Origin of the sequence: Robertmurraya mesotrionivorans (assembly GCF_050971805.1) — a bacterium.
In the GTDB taxonomy this organism is placed as follows: Bacteria; Bacillota; Bacilli; order Bacillales; family Cytobacillaceae; genus Robertmurraya_A.
Map to the genome: position 1 here is coordinate 187619 of NZ_JBPCCH010000008.1, position 16482 is coordinate 204100.

18 protein-coding genes and 1 riboswitch are annotated in these 16482 nt (G+C 40.8%); of the genes, 7 read left to right on the top strand and 11 right to left on the bottom strand.

Going from position 1 to position 16482, the window contains the following annotated elements; genetic code table 11:
• Nucleotides 1-296 precede the first annotated feature (296 nt).
• Nucleotides 297-444: riboswitch (FMN riboswitch) on the bottom strand.
• 166 nt (nucleotides 445-610) lie between these two features.
• Nucleotides 611-958 (top strand): YojF family protein, encoded by a 348-nt coding sequence (locus tag ACRX5O_RS14730; protein WP_119710310.1) that lies wholly within the window; start codon nucleotides 611-613, stop codon nucleotides 956-958.
• 13 nt (nucleotides 959-971) lie between these two features.
• A complete protein-coding gene (gene bshB2 / locus ACRX5O_RS14735; RefSeq protein WP_433906623.1) occupies nucleotides 972-1637 on the top strand; it encodes a bacillithiol biosynthesis deacetylase BshB2 in 666 nt (221 codons plus the stop codon).
• A gap of 40 nt (nucleotides 1638-1677) precedes the next feature.
• On the opposite strand, the gene ACRX5O_RS14740 is transcribed toward bshB2, so the two are convergent.
• Entirely contained in the window at nucleotides 1678-2127 is a 450-nt protein-coding gene (locus ACRX5O_RS14740; protein ID WP_433906624.1) for an SRPBCC family protein, read from the bottom strand.
• 151 nt (nucleotides 2128-2278) lie between these two features.
• On the opposite strand from ACRX5O_RS14740, the gene ACRX5O_RS14745 reads away from it, so the two are divergent.
• Genes ACRX5O_RS14745 through ACRX5O_RS14755 form a run of 3 tightly spaced genes read left to right on the top strand, consistent with a single transcriptional unit; the run spans nucleotide 2279 to nucleotide 4698 of the window.
• Entirely contained in the window at nucleotides 2279-3004 is a 726-nt protein-coding gene (locus tag ACRX5O_RS14745; protein WP_433906657.1) for an ABC transporter ATP-binding protein, read from the top strand.
• A complete protein-coding gene (locus tag ACRX5O_RS14750) occupies nucleotides 3004-4032 on the top strand; it encodes an ABC transporter permease (protein WP_433906625.1) in 1029 nt (342 codons plus the stop codon). The genes ACRX5O_RS14745 and ACRX5O_RS14750 overlap by 1 nt, the downstream gene beginning before the upstream one ends.
• A 12-nt stretch (nucleotides 4033-4044) precedes the next feature.
• Nucleotides 4045-4698: a TetR/AcrR family transcriptional regulator gene (locus ACRX5O_RS14755; RefSeq protein WP_433906626.1), complete on the top strand. Its 654-nt coding sequence runs from the start codon at nucleotides 4045-4047 to the stop codon at nucleotides 4696-4698.
• Between the two features lie 27 nt (nucleotides 4699-4725).
• On the opposite strand, the gene ACRX5O_RS14760 is transcribed toward ACRX5O_RS14755, so the two are convergent.
• The 8 genes from ACRX5O_RS14760 to ACRX5O_RS14795 all read right to left on the bottom strand — a co-directional run bounded on the left by ACRX5O_RS14760 (nucleotide 4726) and on the right by ACRX5O_RS14795 (nucleotide 12479).
• Entirely contained in the window at nucleotides 4726-5583 is an 858-nt protein-coding gene (locus ACRX5O_RS14760; RefSeq protein ID WP_433906627.1) for a Cof-type HAD-IIB family hydrolase, read from the bottom strand.
• 14 nt (nucleotides 5584-5597) lie between these two features.
• Nucleotides 5598-6260: a DNA alkylation repair protein gene (locus ACRX5O_RS14765; protein ID WP_433906628.1), complete on the bottom strand. Its 663-nt coding sequence runs from the start codon at nucleotides 6258-6260 to the stop codon at nucleotides 5598-5600.
• A gap of 539 nt (nucleotides 6261-6799) precedes the next feature.
• Complete coding sequence (locus ACRX5O_RS14770) at nucleotides 6800-6928, bottom strand: hypothetical protein (protein WP_433906629.1); 129 nt, start codon at nucleotides 6926-6928, stop codon at nucleotides 6800-6802.
• 107 nt (nucleotides 6929-7035) lie between these two features.
• Nucleotides 7036-7536 (bottom strand): hypothetical protein, encoded by a 501-nt coding sequence (locus tag ACRX5O_RS14775; RefSeq protein ID WP_433906630.1) that lies wholly within the window; start codon nucleotides 7534-7536, stop codon nucleotides 7036-7038.
• Nucleotides 7537-7599: 63 nt separating this feature from the next.
• Nucleotides 7600-8694, bottom strand: coding sequence for a PRK06851 family protein (locus tag ACRX5O_RS14780; RefSeq protein ID WP_433906631.1), 1095 nt, complete (start codon nucleotides 8692-8694; stop codon nucleotides 7600-7602).
• A 112-nt stretch (nucleotides 8695-8806) separates the two neighbouring features.
• Nucleotides 8807-9289, bottom strand: coding sequence for a Cys-tRNA(Pro) deacylase (gene ybaK / locus ACRX5O_RS14785; RefSeq protein WP_433906632.1), 483 nt, complete (start codon nucleotides 9287-9289; stop codon nucleotides 8807-8809).
• Nucleotides 9290-9364: 75 nt separating this feature from the next.
• On the bottom strand, nucleotides 9365-10684 hold the full coding sequence (locus ACRX5O_RS14790) for a UDP-glucose dehydrogenase family protein (RefSeq protein ID WP_433906633.1): 1320 nt from the start codon (nucleotides 10682-10684) through the stop codon (nucleotides 9365-9367).
• A gap of 130 nt (nucleotides 10685-10814) precedes the next feature.
• Nucleotides 10815-12479, bottom strand: coding sequence for an alpha-glucosidase (locus ACRX5O_RS14795; protein WP_433906634.1), 1665 nt, complete (start codon nucleotides 12477-12479; stop codon nucleotides 10815-10817).
• Between the two features lie 226 nt (nucleotides 12480-12705).
• On the opposite strand from ACRX5O_RS14795, the gene ACRX5O_RS14800 reads away from it, so the two are divergent.
• Both ACRX5O_RS14800 and ACRX5O_RS14805 read left to right on the top strand, forming a co-directional pair.
• A complete protein-coding gene (locus ACRX5O_RS14800; RefSeq protein ID WP_433906635.1) occupies nucleotides 12706-13203 on the top strand; it encodes a class I SAM-dependent methyltransferase in 498 nt (165 codons plus the stop codon).
• A gap of 79 nt (nucleotides 13204-13282) precedes the next feature.
• Nucleotides 13283-13435, top strand: a complete 153-nt coding sequence (locus ACRX5O_RS14805) for a hypothetical protein (protein WP_433906636.1) — start codon at nucleotides 13283-13285, stop codon at nucleotides 13433-13435.
• Between the two features lie 314 nt (nucleotides 13436-13749).
• Here ACRX5O_RS14805 and ACRX5O_RS14810 read toward each other — a convergent pair whose 3' ends face one another.
• Both ACRX5O_RS14810 and ACRX5O_RS14815 read right to left on the bottom strand, forming a co-directional pair.
• Nucleotides 13750-14649, bottom strand: a complete 900-nt coding sequence (locus tag ACRX5O_RS14810) for an NAD(P)/FAD-dependent oxidoreductase (RefSeq protein WP_433906637.1) — start codon at nucleotides 14647-14649, stop codon at nucleotides 13750-13752.
• Between the two features lie 93 nt (nucleotides 14650-14742).
• Nucleotides 14743-16476, bottom strand: a complete 1734-nt coding sequence (locus ACRX5O_RS14815; RefSeq protein WP_433906658.1) for an ABC transporter ATP-binding protein — start codon at nucleotides 16474-16476, stop codon at nucleotides 14743-14745.
• Nucleotides 16477-16482 lie beyond the last annotated feature (6 nt).

The window sequence follows — 16482 nt, forward strand, 5'->3', positions numbered from 1 at the left end:
GCTAAGGACTTTTTCTCGCCTCTTTGGGAACCTAACATCCACTTTGGTTACCGCTAAGGTCTTTTTCTCGCCTCTTTGGGAACCTAACACCCACTTTGGTTACCGCTTAAGACTTTTTCTAGCGCCTCTGGGAACCTAACATCCACTTTGATTACCACTTCAGCTTTTTTACACCCGCCTACGGTAATAAACAAAAACAAAACCCCGCACCTATAAAGGAACGGGGTCAGAAAAATGTAATGTCAAATAAAGGTCTAAAAATGGGTACACTTCACCCATAAACATAAACCAGAATTTTTTTCCTTCTCCCATCCAGACTTTAACTGTCGGCTCTGGAGTTTCACCAGATCCACCGTTTGAATGAACACTCAAACGGGTCACGGACTAAGAAGCTCTTGCTTCATCACCGCCGGTTGGGAATTGCACCCGACCCCGAAGGAATACTATTTAAATTGCTCTCATTATACATAAACTTTTCGCAAAAGGAAACCTAAAACTATTACCGACACAATTTTGTTGTAATATCAACCAATCCTACTTTTCGCTTTTCCATCACGTTTTTAGTAAAATATAAATTATTATGCGTTAAAGAAGTGAAGGAGGAAATAACATGGAGCTCGTCATAGTGGAAGAAGTTCAAAAAGAGCTAAACCGTCTTGCGAACCAAGATGTGTATATACATTTAGAAACGACAAATGGAGCGTATGCGACTCATAATGATGAATCCTTTTTTTCCTCAGGGGCATTTATTCGCAATGCACTGGTGAAATACGAGATTGGTCAAATCAAAGGAAATGGTCCTTACCGCATTGGCTTGAAGCTGAACATTGGTTGGGTTTATGCTGAAGGAATTACTCATTTTGAAGTAGATGACCAAAATAGATTATTAATGGCTGGACACGATTATCAAGGAAAACTAGCAGTTGCCTTCCAAATCAGTCCAACACCATTTGAGTAGAAAGGAGCGCATCATGGAAAAAGAACGTCAAATTTTAGTCATTTTCCCTCATCCTGATGACGAGGCATTCGGTGTTTCAGGCACCCTTGCTTTGCACATCCAGAACGGGACACCTGTCACATATGCTTGCTTAACGCTTGGTGAAATGGGGCGGAACTTAGGGAATCCACCGTTTGCAACAAGAGAATCGCTCCCGCATATTCGTAAAGTGGAACTTCAAAACGCAGCAAAATCAATTGGAATTCAAGATTTACGTATGCTTGGATATCGCGATAAAACGGTAGAGTTTGAGGATCCTGAAAAATTAGCGGATCATATGGGAGAAATCATTGCCGATGTGAACCCGTCCTTAATCATCACGTTTTACCCAGGATATTCCGTACACCCTGACCACGATGCAACGGGGGCTGCGGTTGTAAAAGCCGTCGGTCGATTAGCTCCAGAAAAAAGACCAAAGCTGCACTGTGTGGCTTTTTCAAAAAACTCATTGGATGAGCTCGGAGCACCAGACAACGTAAATGATGTTACTGCTGTATCTGACCAAAAAATTGCCACCATCAAGGCTCATGCGTCACAAACGCAATTAATGATTCAAAATATGGCCGAAAAGCTTAAAGCGAATGATCCCGGCATGATTGCTTGGGTAAATAACGAACGTTTTTGGACGTATAAATTTTAAGAACAACGCCCACAGGATTCATATCCTGTGGGCTCTTTCTTTATCTACGAACTTCCTCCGCCTCGAGTACTTCTTTTAGCTTCTGTAGCTGTCCGCCATCTTCATTTTTAATAATTTTGACTAGCTGTTTTTTCGTAAGGAAGCTTAAAAATCCTCCTGTTTTGACTTCGGCCTCCATCTCGACCTGGGTACCTTCCTCAATCGCCGAAAATGTATAGTGATAAAGGATTTCTACTCCATTGGATACGCTTTTTGAGGTAAAGGCGGTTGGTCGATTGAACTCGGTAATGTGGACTTCCGCTTGAATACGTCTTCTTCTGACTAGCCTTGTTTCCAAGAATCGGCTTCCATGTCCAACTGGTCCATTAGACAATTTTTCCATATCAGTCACAAACGGCAATAGGTTTGTGGCATTTTCTAGGTTTGATAGATAACTAAATACTTCTTCGATCGGTCGGTGAATCATCTCACTTACTCGAAAATCAGCCATATATTATGCACCTCGGGACGATTGTTTGTCCTTATTATACTAAAATCCCGTAAAACCTCTGTCGAAAATATTCACAAAATCTCCCTTTTCATTTGAAAAAGTTTCGCTTATGATAGTAGTGAGTGATTACTCACTTTTATTTTAAGGAGGGATTCAATTGAATCCAATTGTCCAAATTGAACAGGTGACAAAGCACTTTGGAAAGCAAGAAGTATTAAAAGGTATTAGTTTAGAAATTAACGAAGGAGAAATCTTTGGGTTACTTGGTCCATCCGGCGCAGGGAAAACGACACTCGTGAAGCAGCTGGTGGGTCTTGAGCTTCCTTCAACTGGAAAAAACAAAGTATTTAGCATCGTGATGCCCTCACTTGATGTGATCTCAAAAATCGGTTATATGGCTCAATCGGATGCTTTATACGGGGAACTAACGGCAAGAGAAAACCTTCAATTCTTTGCTTCTTTATATGGACTAAACGGAGTACGTCAAAAAGAAAGAATTCAAGCTTGTATGGAGATTGTTCAGCTAAATGACCATACCGATAAACAAGTTTCCAATTACTCAGGAGGAATGAAGCGCCGCCTCTCACTGGCAATCGCTCTCCTCCATGAACCAAAGCTATTAATTTTAGATGAGCCTACGGTCGGGATTGACCCTGTGCTTCGGAAAAGCATTTGGGATTCCTTTTATGAACTAAAAAAGCAAGGAGTAACGATTATTGTCACCACACATGTCATGGATGAAGCAGATAAATGCGATCGACTAGGTATGATACGAGACGGACACTTAATCGCTGTCGGTACTCCTCAAGTACTAAAAGAAAACATGAACAGTACGAATCTTGAAGATGCCTTTTTGAGCTATGGAGGTGGTAACTAATGCGCGTCATGGCCCTTGTAAGGAGAATATTAAAACAAATTATTCGTGATAAACGAACGCTTGTCTTGCTCATTATGGCTCCAATCCTTGTTTTAACAATGCTTCATCTCGTCTTTAATGGAGAAAGCTATACAACTAAGGTTGGTTTTGTTGACCTTCCCACTCCCCTTGTAGAACAGCTCGATGATGATGAAGCAACCATAAACCTATACGAAACAACCGACGAAGCAAAGACTGCCTTAAAGGAACGAGACATTGATGGATATGTGAATATGTCAGGTACCTCTCTTCAGCTGACGTTAGAAGGTAGTGACCCCACCATCAATGGAGCGACGATGAAGTGGTTACAGGAGTCACTGGAGTCTATAAAGCCTGACTCTTCCGCTACCATGCTTGAGGTCAACTATCTTCACGGTTCAAGCGAGATGAGCCAGTTTGACTCGTTTGGACCCGTGTTGCTAGGATTTTTCATCTTCTTTTTCGTATTCCTTATTGCTGGAGTTTCCTTTTTACGAGAAAGAACGACCGGAACGCTTGAAAGGCTGCTTTGTAGTCCTCTTCGAAAATGGGAAATCGTGGTTGGCTATGTGATTGGATTTGGCATTTTCACGATGATACAAGCCACCATTATTGCCTCGTATGCGATCTATGTTCTTGGAATGATGATGGAGGGAGCATTTATTTATGTCCTTTTCATTACCTTACTTTTATCTCTGACCGCCTTAACGCTCGGGGTACTGCTGTCCGCATTCGCTAACAATGAGTTGCAAATGATTCAGTTTATTCCGCTTGTGATCGTTCCACAGATATTTTTCTCCGGATTATTTAATCTAGAGACAATTTCTGATTATGTCAGCTGGGTTGGTCCACTTACTCCCTTGTACTATGGAGCAAATGCATTAAGAAATGTTATGATAAGAGGGTATGGGTGGGGTGAGATTTCATTTGATTTGCTTATGTTATCAGGATTTTCACTTCTGTTCATGATTCTAAACATCCTTGCCCTAAAAAAATATCGTTCCATTTAACGAGGAGTTTATATGTCAGATAATCATATTATTGATGAAATTATTGATAAAAACGAAAATCTTACCGAAAAGCAAAAGCTCATTCTTGAAGCTGCTATAGAATCCTTTGCTGAAAAAGGCTACGCCGCTACCTCCACGAGTGAAATCGCAAAGAAAGCGGGTGTAGCTGAAGGAACCATTTTTCGCCATTATAAAACGAAAAAGGATCTCTTGTTATCCATTGTTGCTCCTATGATGGCAAAGCTGATTGCACCGTTTGTGATAAAAGACTTAAACAAGGTGTTGAACCAGGATTTTGAGAGCTTAGAAGATTTTTTACGGGCAATGATTCAGAATCGGGCCGAGTTTCTAAATGCAAACATTCCCTTATTCAAAATTATCCTTCAGGAACTTCCTTTTCAACCTGAACTTCAAAAGCAATTCAAGGAGCATATTGCAATTAAGGTATACGAAAGAATGGCAGCGATCATCAAGCATTATCAAGAGGCCGGCCAACTGATTGACCTTCCTCCTTATCAGGTGGTTCGGATGACAGCTTCCAGTATTTTCGGATTCCTTATCGGTCGCTATCTTCTATTTCCCGAGCTAGATTGGGACGATGAACAAGAAATCGAAGCAACGATTCAATTTATTTTGCATGGATTAGCACCGAAAGAAAAGGCTTGAGGGTTTCATACCTCAAGCCTTTCTATTTTACTCAGCTAACGCTTGTAGGATCGCTTCTCCTACACCGCTTTCGTCATTTCTCAATGTCACGTGAGTGCATCGTTCTTTAATATCGTCGTTTGCGTTGCCCATGGCTACTGATCGGCCAACAACCTGGAACATGGATAGGTCATTATAATTATCGCCAACCGCCATCGTATCCTGTAAGGCAATTCCCTTTTCTTCCACGAATTCAGCTAATGCAATTCCCTTTTGTGCTTGTGTGTTCATCAGCTCTAGGTTACCAAATGCTGAAGAGGTCACTTCTAGATTATCAATTTGCTTTAGTTTTTCCTCGACCTCATCTAAGAAGCTGTGATCCATATGGAATACTAATAGCTTATAAATGGTTTTTTCTCCGTTTAAAATCGGCTCATAGCTATCAACTTTATGAATGAGTCCTTTTTCATAACGGTGATGAGCTTCTTCCTGCACAAGCTCTCTTGAAAGCTCAGGATTCGCAGTCGTAAAGATATCGATAATGATTTCAACTCCCTTATCGTAATCGACTGTGTAAGTACCTTCACTTGTATAAATTTCGTAGTAAATGCCCACTTGATTTAACACGTCTGCTGCTTGTTTCGCTATCTTGTGATTTAACGGATGAGCTTTGACTACTTCACCCTCTTTTGTTCGTATCTCTGCCCCATTGGCACAAATAATCGGTAGGTGTAAGCCAGACTCCTGTAAAACTGACATAGCCTCTTCATAGGAACGACCTGTTGCAATAACAACTTCTACTCCTGAATTCAATGCCTTTTGAATCGCCTCGCGGTTCTTTTCGGATACTTCCTGCTTTGAGTTTAATAATGTTCCATCCATATCACTAGCGATGCATTTTATCATAATCAGTTCCACCTCTATATGTATTTACTGCCTTCACGAATACTGAGCTTAGATAAAGATGTGCGCTCAATAAAATTCTTTACACTGCTCGGATTCGTTTTTGAGTATTCACGCAATGCCCAGCCAATCCCTTTTTGTATAAAAAACTCCTTGCTGTCGGCGTTTTCTCTACAATAACGATACAACAGCTCTTCATTAGTATCCTTTTTATATTTTAACTGAAAAAGAATCGCTGCGCGCCTTAACCATAAATCATCACCATACGCCCAATTATCAATCGTTTCCTTAATTACTTCAGGATGATCTGCTGCTATTTTCCCGACTGCTTTGGGACCGAGCACATCAACTGTATCCCACCACGACTTGGTTGTAATGAGCTTTTCAATCCCAGGCAAATGCTTTTTCTCCAGTTTTTCCAACGATTTTTCCATATAATCAAGTGCAGCTGCTTGAAACTCCCTTTCTGGAAGGGCCCATACCTCTTCGACAAATTTCTCATTATATGGCTGTTTTAATATACCGGTTTCCTCAAAAAACGGCTTCATGAGCTCACGTCTTAATGGGGTTTTGATTCCTAGAAAAGGAAACTGGTTTCGCATATATTTTTCCATATAATAAGCATTCTCGCGATTACTATTCGCTCGAAATAATTTTGTTAGGATAAGGATTTCTTTCATACAGTGCTCCTTTATAGTGACATAGCTTTATTGTAAGAGTTTTTTTGTAAATTTTCCAACGATGCAACTGTAAAAATTTATTAAAGGTGATACCCACAAAAGTAGGGGGTCCCGTTTTGAAGTGCTTTTCTTAAAATATGTGCTGAAATGACAGTCGTATGGGCATCGTTATTGGTATATAGAAAAAGTAAAACTCACTCCCTTTTAAATAAGATGACTTGTCCTTAATCGAGTAATCAACAAAAGTAAAATAAGCGGAGAATTTCCGGTTAGATGCAGAATGGAGCACGTTTCGGGATAAATAAGGGGAGATTTTCCGCTTATGCAAAGCAAAATCTCCCCTTTTCGAAGTTTTCGAGCCAATAGGCGGTATCTCTCCGTCTATTTAAGCTTTTTTAAATAATCATTACTAATTAAGCGGAATTTCTCCATCTATTTATAGTTCGGGTGCTTAACCCTCTTTTTTAATTGTACAATACTTATTGTCCATCTTTATAATGATGTCAATTGATGTGTCAAACTTAATGGGTGTTTTTTAATTAAGGAATCAGAAGTGGATTCATCTTATATTCAAAACCAGGCTGACGCGGTTGCTCCTGGGGTGGGAAGGCAATGGGAACATTCTTTGTTTCTTTCATCATTCCATAATATAGGTATACAGGGTACATGATTTTCCTCCTCATAAGGTCTGACACCTATTACGATATTCTTCTTGAGATTTTTCTGTTCATAGAAAAAGGCACGAACCCAGATGAGTTCATGCCTTTCTTAGGAGTTAATACCCTCCATAACCTCCACCGCATTGGAAGGACCTGATTCTTCTTAAATCAGTACCATAATAAACCCAACGTCTGTTTCTCCAACGGTAACCGGCAATGGAATCTCTTCCCACAAACGTTGGATAGAACCAGAAGCTTCGACCGTTATTTAACCAAATATACGTGAAGCGGAACCGGCATCTTCTAATGGCACCAGGGTCAACCGCAAAAGGGGAAAAACCTTGTTGTGGTGCGTAAGAAGGTGGTGGGCCTGATGGTGGACCGTATTGGTCACCTCCGCCTCCAAATGGTGGTGGGAATCCTCCTCCTGGAAAGTCGTCATCCCCTCCTGGAAAACCTGGAAATCCGCCGCCTGGGAAGCCCCCTCCAGGGAATCCTCCTCCTGGAAAACCACCACCCGGGAAGCCCCCTCCAGGAAATCCGCCCGGGAAGCCTCCAGTTGTTGGCTGCTGTCGGTCATCTAAAAAATGATTTGGATGATAATAGTTCACATACATACCCCTCTCTACATACATCTCGTTGTAATGTATGCAAAACGCCTACGAGGGGTGAGTTGTCATTTATATTTCTTCGAGCTGATGAATCCTATCTTGAACCCGTTCTGTCAGTTCATTGACCTTTTCAAAGTCCATAGCACCTGTATAAATTTGTTCTAGTTCTTGATTGTACTCACTTGATTCCTTTAAAAAGCCGATCGCTTGATCCATCATATTTTTATAGGCTGCTTTATGGTTTGAAATTTCTTCTTCGAAAATTTCATCGGTTCCACTAGCAATGACGGAGCCGTACATATCAACAATCTCGTCTCCATCTCGGCTTGGAAAATATTCATGTGGTGCCGTACTATCAAAGATGGCAATCCCCAGCTCTCTAACAATGACCATATCCAAACTATTTGGATCAAATCCACAATGATACACTTCTACATCTAATCCACGAACTTGTGCTTCCTCAGCAATTTTTCTTAGCATCGTTGATTTCCCGGAGCCTGGTCTTCCTTTAATAAAATACCTTTTGGCAACATCCTCTGTTAAATTAGGTACATGGTCAACCGCTCCATCCGGAGTAGCTGCACCTAAAAAACGGTGCTTTACCGTTGATTCTTTATTTAAGGTCATATTTCCATAAAACTGTGATACTAATTTTCTAGTTAAATCATCTGCTTTCTGGAAATCCATCGCTTCAATATAGATTTTTTCCCAATTGTCATGAATGCTTAACGCTTCGGCAAAGTGCTCATACGCTTTTTGTTTGGCGTTACCTGCTAGCATGGACAATCTCAGAATTTGATCCGTTTGTTCTGTTAGTTCGTTTGAGTCCCAGCCTTCTCCTAAGTTTACGTATTCCTCTATTGCACCAAGTGCCCTTGGGGTGATCGTATAGAAACTCGAACCGTTTACGATTCCCACCTTGAGCTCTGGAATGATCACTCCATCAACAGAGGAAGTATCTAGAGGACAATGCATGTATTCCACCTGATAATTTCTTCCTGCCCAGTATTCTCCCACTTTCTTCATAAGTGTTGATTTTCCCGTTCCTGGTGCCCCTTGCAATATAAAAACCTTCTGTAAATCTTTTAAACAGTCATCAAATAAACTATGAAAACCCTTAGCTGTATTTCCGCCAGCATAGTAGTTTCTAACACTCCCAGCCATTCGCACACATCCTTTGCTGAAAATTCATACGTGGAGCATTAGAAATATATGCGTTTCTCTCCTTGTCTTAGCACATGATCTAACATAGAGGATGACCAAATATAATTTTTACTTATTCATTCGCGAGTTCCGCTAATTTCCCACCTGTAACAGAAAGTAAGTCTTGCAGCTTCAGCTCCATTTGGACTCCGATTTTCCCACCGCTCACGATGATGGAAGATAACTCTTCTGCACTCTCGTCGATTACGGTTGGGTACTGTTTTTTCATCCCTACGGGAGAGCATCCGCCACGAATATAGCCTGTCCATTTTTGAATATCCTTGACGGGAATCATCTCTATTTTTTTCTCACCACATGCTTGCGCCCCTTTTTTCAGGTTTAGCTCCTTCTCAACAGGAACGATAAAAACATACAGTTGCTTGCTCGCACCTTGTGCAACAAGCGTTTTATACACCTGCTTTGGGTCCTTTCCTATCTTTTCTGCCACAGACACTCCATCAATTTTCCCATCATGTGAATCGTACGTGATTAATTCATAGTCGATTTTTTTACTATCTAGAATTCGCATCGCATTTGTTTTTGCCTGCTTAGCCATACACCCCACCCTTTTTATTTTTTATGATACGAAAAAAGGCAGGGAGATACAATTCCCTGCCCACTGAAGGTATATTTAATAGCGGAAAATAGGTGTCTTCCTCTCTACTACTTCACGACCGATTGAGATATACGTGATATCAGCTTGTTTCGCATCTTCTAGCTTATAACAATTTCGACCATCAATAAGGAGTGGTTCTCGCATCATTCGTTTATACTTGTCGAGTGGAAAATCCTTAATTTCTCCCCATTCCGTCACGATACAAACTAAATCAGCTTGGTTTATAGCGTGCTCTATCGTTTCCGAATAGTGGATTGTATTCTGATATCTCTTTTTGACATGATTATGAGCAACCGGGTCATACGCACGGACACAGGCCCCTGCTTCTATTAAATCATCCATCAGCGGAATAGAGGGAGCATCCCTTATATCATCTGTGTTTGGTTTAAAGGAAAGACCCAAAACAGCAACTGTTTTTCCTTCAACCGTCCCCATACGATCCATTGCTTTTTTAAAAAGAAGTGACTTTTGATTTTCATTCACCTTTATAACGGATTGCAGAATTTGAAACTCATATCCGTACAGACTTGCCACATTTTCTAACGCTTTCGTATCCTTCGGAAAACAGGACCCGCCAAAACCGATTCCTGCCTTTAAAAAAGGCGTTCCAATTCGACTGTCCATCCCCATTCCAAGTGCTACATCCTCTACATTTGCACCCGTATATTCACAAAGCTTCGCTATTTCATTAATGAACGAAATCTTTGTCGCTAAAAAGGTATTGGATGCGTACTTAACCATTTCCGCACTTCGTCTACTCATATGAACAATGGGAATTTGAAGAGGTTGAAAGATTTTCTCCACTTTTTCCTTGGCTTCTTTGTGATTGGAACCAATCACAATCCGATCACCGTGAAACGTATCATAGATGCCCGAACCTTCCCGCAGGAATTCTGGATTAGAGACTACATCGACAGAAACACCTTTACCGTCAAACCTGGCTTGGAGCCGGTCATTTGTACCAATGGGAACGGTGCTTTTTGTTACGATGATTTTATGTGAAGTGATATGTTGCGCTATGGTTTCTACAGCTTGTTCTATGAAAGTTAGGTCTGCCGCTCCAGCTTCTTTTTCAGGGGTTCCAACTGCTAGAAAAATTACTTCGGATTCTTTGTAAGCTTGCTTTGCATCTGTAGAAAAGTGGAGCCTTTTTGCGAGAAGCTGCTTTAACAGTAACTCTTCTAAACCTGGTTCATAAATCGGACATATCCCCGCTTTGAGCATATTGATTTTTTGTTCATCTGTATCAAAACAAACCACCTCATGCCCAATTTCAGCTAAGCAAACACCAGTTACCAATCCAACATACCCTGTCCCGCAAACGGTAATTTTCATCCAGACCCTCCCCACTGATTTCTCCCCTGTCTTACTATCAGTATAGTTTATATGAATGGAGAGAATTGCTAAGATCATGTTAAGAAATTGAAAAGACCATATCGAGTGGATATGGCCTTTTCGAGCAATATTATATCAAACGATACACTCTTGTTTCAAACGGTTTTAATGTAAATCCGTTTATGTTTTCATGTTGATCAATCTCATAATTCGCTAATAACAACTGATTGTGTTTTAATTCTAACCCGTCTACAGCAAATATTGCCGCTTCCCCTGTTAGATTCGATAGAACAACGACCTTATCGTTTTCACTTTCTCGTGTGTACAAGTAAATTTGCGGATCTTCTTCTAATAGAAGCTCATATTTACCGTACGTAAACACTTCATTGTTCTTTTTCAGATTAATCATTTTTTTATAAAAAGAGAGGATTGAGTGTTCGTCTTCTAGCTGCTTTTTCACATTGATTTCTTTATAGTTAGGATTCACCTTCATCCAAGGTGTTCCTGTTGTAAATCCAGCTTCGTGATCATCCGACCATTGCATAGGAGTACGGCTGTTGTCTCTTGAAGTGGCCCAAATGATCTCCATAATGTCCTCATGTGAAACCCCTTCTTCACGCTTCAAACGATACATATTCTTTACAGCCACATCATCATAATCATCAATACTTGGGAAGTGGACATTTGTCATTCCAATTTCCTGACCTTGATAAATAAATGGTGTCCCCTGCATCAGGAAATACATCGCTGCCATGCTTGTTGCACTTTCGTACCAGTATTCTTTGTCGTTCCCCCATGTAGAGACAATTCGTGGCTTATCGTGATTTTCAATAAATAACGCATTCCAGCCGTCCTTTTCTAATCCCTTTTGCCAGCGTGTGAGCACTTTTTTCAAGCCTAAAATATCAAGTCCTTTGGCAGGATCGGTATCCCAAAGATCCAGATGCTCAAACTGGAATACCATGTTCATTTTACCTTCTTCTTCCCCTACCCAAAGATGCGCTTCGTCTACTGACACCCCATTCGCTTCTCCTACAGTCATCACATCATATTTTCCATAAGTCTTTTCTTGCATTTCAGATAGGAACTCATGAATTCCTTCCTGATTCATATGCATGTCAAAAGAAGAAACGTATTTCTTATTTTCTGGGTTTGGCATATCCGGGAATCCTGGACGCTTTTTAATATGACTAATCGCATCAATTCGGAACCCGTCTATGCCTTTATCCAACCAGTAATTCATCATACTATAGACAGCTTCTCGAACCTCAGGGTTTTCCCAATTCAAGTCAGGCTGTTTGGTTGAAAACACATGCAAATAGTATTGTTTTGTTTGTTCATCGTATTGCCAAGCAGAACCTCCGAAAATACTTTCCCAGTTATTCGGCTCTGCTCCATCTTTCCCGTCACGCCAAATATACCAATCTCGCTTCGGATTGACCTTTGATTGACGTGATTCAATAAACCATTGATGCTCATCACTTGTGTGATTAGGGACCAAATCAATAATCAGCTTCATTCCACGATCATGAACCGCTGCTAAAAGAGCATCAAAGTCCTCCATCGTCCCGAAGTCTTCCATAATGTCTTCGTAATCGGATATATCGTATCCATTATCGTCATTCGGTGATTTATACATGGGACAAATCCAAATCACATCAATCCCAAGATCTTTTATATAATCAAGTCGTTGTATCATTCCCTGTAAATCGCCAATTCCATCTCCATTTGAATCCTGGAAGCTTCTTGGATAAATCTGATAGGCCACGGCTTCCTTCCACCATATCTTCTTCATACATTACCCCTCTGACTTTCTATTTTTTCATGCTGTAAACTGCTTTTTAGGGAGCGCAACCGTTTGCATAAATGGATAAAAAAATAACCTTTTTAAGGTTGCACTGTTGTTAATAGTTTAACGCTTACATGAATTTTACGCAATACCGATTTCCTTTTTTGCTGTGCAGTGTCCTCTATCCGTTACGCACCATACGCTATGTTATGCATAGATGAGGGAGGAATACATGATGGATAAAACATATCAACAAGCTTTAGCGTATTACGGCATTGCTGGAGCCCATCCTGGTGGACATTCACTAACAAAAAAGATGTTAAAACGGGAACACATTACAAAAGATACAACCGTTCTAGATGCAGGTTGTGGAGTAGGATTAACCTCTTCCTACGTAGCTAAAAGGTTCGGTGCACAAGTTACAGGCATCGACCTTCTTCCAGAGATGGTCGAAAAGGCTCGCGAGCGTGTTACCTCTCAACAATTGCCTGTTACCGTTATGCAAGCTAGTCTGGAAAGCCTCCCTTTTACTGATGAAAGCTTTGACCTTATTTTAGCTGAATCGGTTCTGACGTTTACAAGTGTGGAAAAATCACTTAAGGAACTGCACAGAGTGCTTAAAAATAATGGTGTCATCTTAACTATTGAAATGAGCGGTGAAAACTCTCTTACTCCGAATGATCGACGAAAAAATTCAATCGGTGTATGGCATCTCAAATATATATTCTGAACAACAATGGGCTCAATTATTTAAAAAGACAGGCTTTCACTCTCTGCAGGTGCTTCTCCGCCGTACAGCTTGGGAAGAAATGCTAAGCGGTGAAGGGGCAATATCCGAAGCCCCTCCTTCAATGACAGCAGGTAGTCACCCGGTATACGATCAAGTCATGGCAGCCCATCAACAGCTGCTCGGGTTTTATGGAGATCGGCTAGGATACCGAGTGTTTCGTTGTTTGAAGTGAATGTGGGTTTTTTGCTGGAATTTCGTTAATCTAATCGCAAGTAAAGTGGGAGAATCGCAAGTAAGTCTTCAGGGCCGCAAGTATATTTGGTGAATCGCAAAAAAAGTTTTTAAATCGCAAACAAAATTTTAAAATCGCAAACAAATTTCTAAAATAGCAAATATATTTTTAACATCGCAAGTAATTCACAGGAATCGCAAATAACCAACCAACTTAACCAGAAAAATGAACAAGATTAAAGCTAAATGACTTAAAATCCAGCCATATAACCCCAAAAATCTTCTGGCCGTTCTAAAAAACGGCCAGTTTCCCATTCAGGATTCACTCATCAATGATTTATGAATAAAAATCGCCGCTTGAAGCCCTTCTCCCATTGCAACAGTCACTTGCTCGGAATGAGCGACCACATCCCCTGCTGCCCATACATGTTTGATATTCGTCATTTTTGAACGAGGATCAACAAGAATATGTTTATTTTCCATGCGTTCCACTCCGAGCTGAGCAGCAAGTTCGGAACGAACCTCATTGTTTCCAAATGCGACAAATCCGTGGTTCGAAACTAACTGAGTTCCATCTGCCAAAGTGACCCCTTGAAACTGACCGTCCTTCGCCTGTACCTGTTCAATCGACTGTTCATAGTACTCAATATTCTCCTTTTTAAGCTTTTTAAGGAGTTTCTCATCCACTGCTTTTCGCTCGTGATTCACATAAATAAGCTTTTTCGACCAAAACATTAAAGTTAATGCCGCATTTGCTCCGACATTACCAGAGCCAATCACGATACATTCCTCGTCTTTGATTTCGTATCCATCACAATCAGGGCAAATATACACACTCTTCCCTAGGCATGGGTACAGCTCAGGGATAGGCGGAATCCGGTCCATTACCCCGGTTGCAATTAACAATCTCTTTGCCTTTTTCTCATCCCCATGATAAGTGGTTACATGAAATATCTCTTTTTTCTTCTCTACTTTTTCAACTTTTTCTAGTAAAAACTCGACTCCATACTGCTTAGCCTGTTTCTCCCCAATCGAACGTAAATACTCACCGCTCACTCCGGATGGATAGCCAAGCACATTGTGATAACTTCGGCACAGAGTAGACCTTCCGTCACCTGAATCAATCACAAGCACCTTATACATATATCTTCCTAACTGAATCGCACACTGTAATCCAGCAATTCCTCCACCAATAATCACGCAATCATACACCACTGTTTTCCGCTCCTTTCTACCTCCTTACCTTGCCCAACTAACTCGTATTTTTTTCTATAAAAAAGAAAAAGCTGACCCACTAAGGGCCAACTCTCACATGATTGCCTTTTGTTGCTGTGTACGAACTAAGTCTGCATAAAATCCATTTTGCTTTAGGAGTTCTTTGTTTGAGCCTTTTTCAATGACTTGACCATCCTTTAACACAACGATTAAGTCTGCATTTTGAATCGTGTTTAGGCGGTGGGCAATCACAAAGGTGGTTCGGCCCTTCATCAGCCTTTCTAACGCCTCAATAATTTTCATTTCCGTAATCGTATCAATACTGCTTGTCGCCTCGTCTAAAATCAACAGAGCAGGGTCTGCTAGTAACGCACGAGCAATGGATAACAATTGCCGCTGTCCGTGACTAATTCCGGCACCCTCCCCATTTAGCACGGTATCATAACCATTTGGAAGCTTCATGATAAAATCATGCGCGTTTGCCTCTTTCGCTGCCTGAAGAACTTCTTCGTCAGTAGCATCTAGACGGCCAAACCGAATATTTTCCCGAACGGTTGATTCAAATAAAATAGAGTCCTGTAAAACAAAACCCATTTGCTTTCTTAAGCTGTCTCGTGTAATTTCCTTGCTATCTCTTCCATCAATCCAAACCGTACCCTGATCACTGTCGTAAAAACGAGCAAGCAAGGAGATCACCGTCGTTTTCCCCGCTCCCGTTGGTCCAACTAGAGCAACCGTCTCACCAGCTCTTGCTTGAAAACTGACATCCCTTAATGTAGCAAGGCCCTTATCATAGGAAAAACCAACCTGATCAAATACAATCTCTCCACACAAATGTTCAATGGAGTTTGCTTTCCCTTCATCATCCTGTTCTTCTTTTTCATCCACAATTTGAAACACACGCTCTGCACCAGCTACAGCTGATAAGATCATGTTGAACTGGTTAGCGAGATCATTTAATGGTCTCGTGAACTGCCTAGAGTATGTAGTGAAAGTAACAATGATACCGATTGAAACGGATCCCTTGATGGCAAGAATTCCACCAATCCCAACAATGATCGCAAAGCTGACGTTGTTTAGCATATTCATCAGTTTCGGAATAAAGCCCGAGTAGGTTTGAGCCCAATAATTTGATTCTTTTAATGCATCGTTTTTCTCCGCAAACTGTTGGATCACTTTCCGTTCCTGCGAGTACATTTTCACAATTTTTTGACCCGACAGTGTTTCCTCAATGAAGCCGTTCATGTCTCCGAGTGTTTTTTGCTGCTCCTTAAAAAACTTTCCTGTTCGGTTCGTAATCCATTTCAGTCCAGCAAACATGACTGGGACGATCGTTAATGTTAATACCGTTAACAATGGGCTCAGCCATAGCATCATGGCAACGGTTCCTACAATCGTTAATGTACTTGTAACGACTTGTATAATAGCTGAGTTTAATGTTCGACTGACATTTTCCATATCGTTTGTTAAGCGGCTCATAAGCTCACCATGCTGTCGCTTTTGAAAAAAGGAAATGGGGAGCATATGCAGCTTTTTGAAAAGCTGGTTTCTCATTCGAAAAACAATTTCTTGAGCGATTCCAATCATCCAATAGTTCTGGAAAAATAGGGCCCCTGATTGTAAAAGAAAGACGATGATGACTCCAAATAACAATAACAAAAATCGTTCTTTATTGGTTCCTGCAATAACATCGTCAACCGCAACTCCTAATAAATAAGGACCAATCAAGGAAAAAACAGAGCTTGCAATCACCATAAAAAGAACCCAAGATAGCAGTGTCTTTTCTTTGTTTGCGTAGCCAAGAACTCTAAGCAGTGTTCCCTTCATATTCTT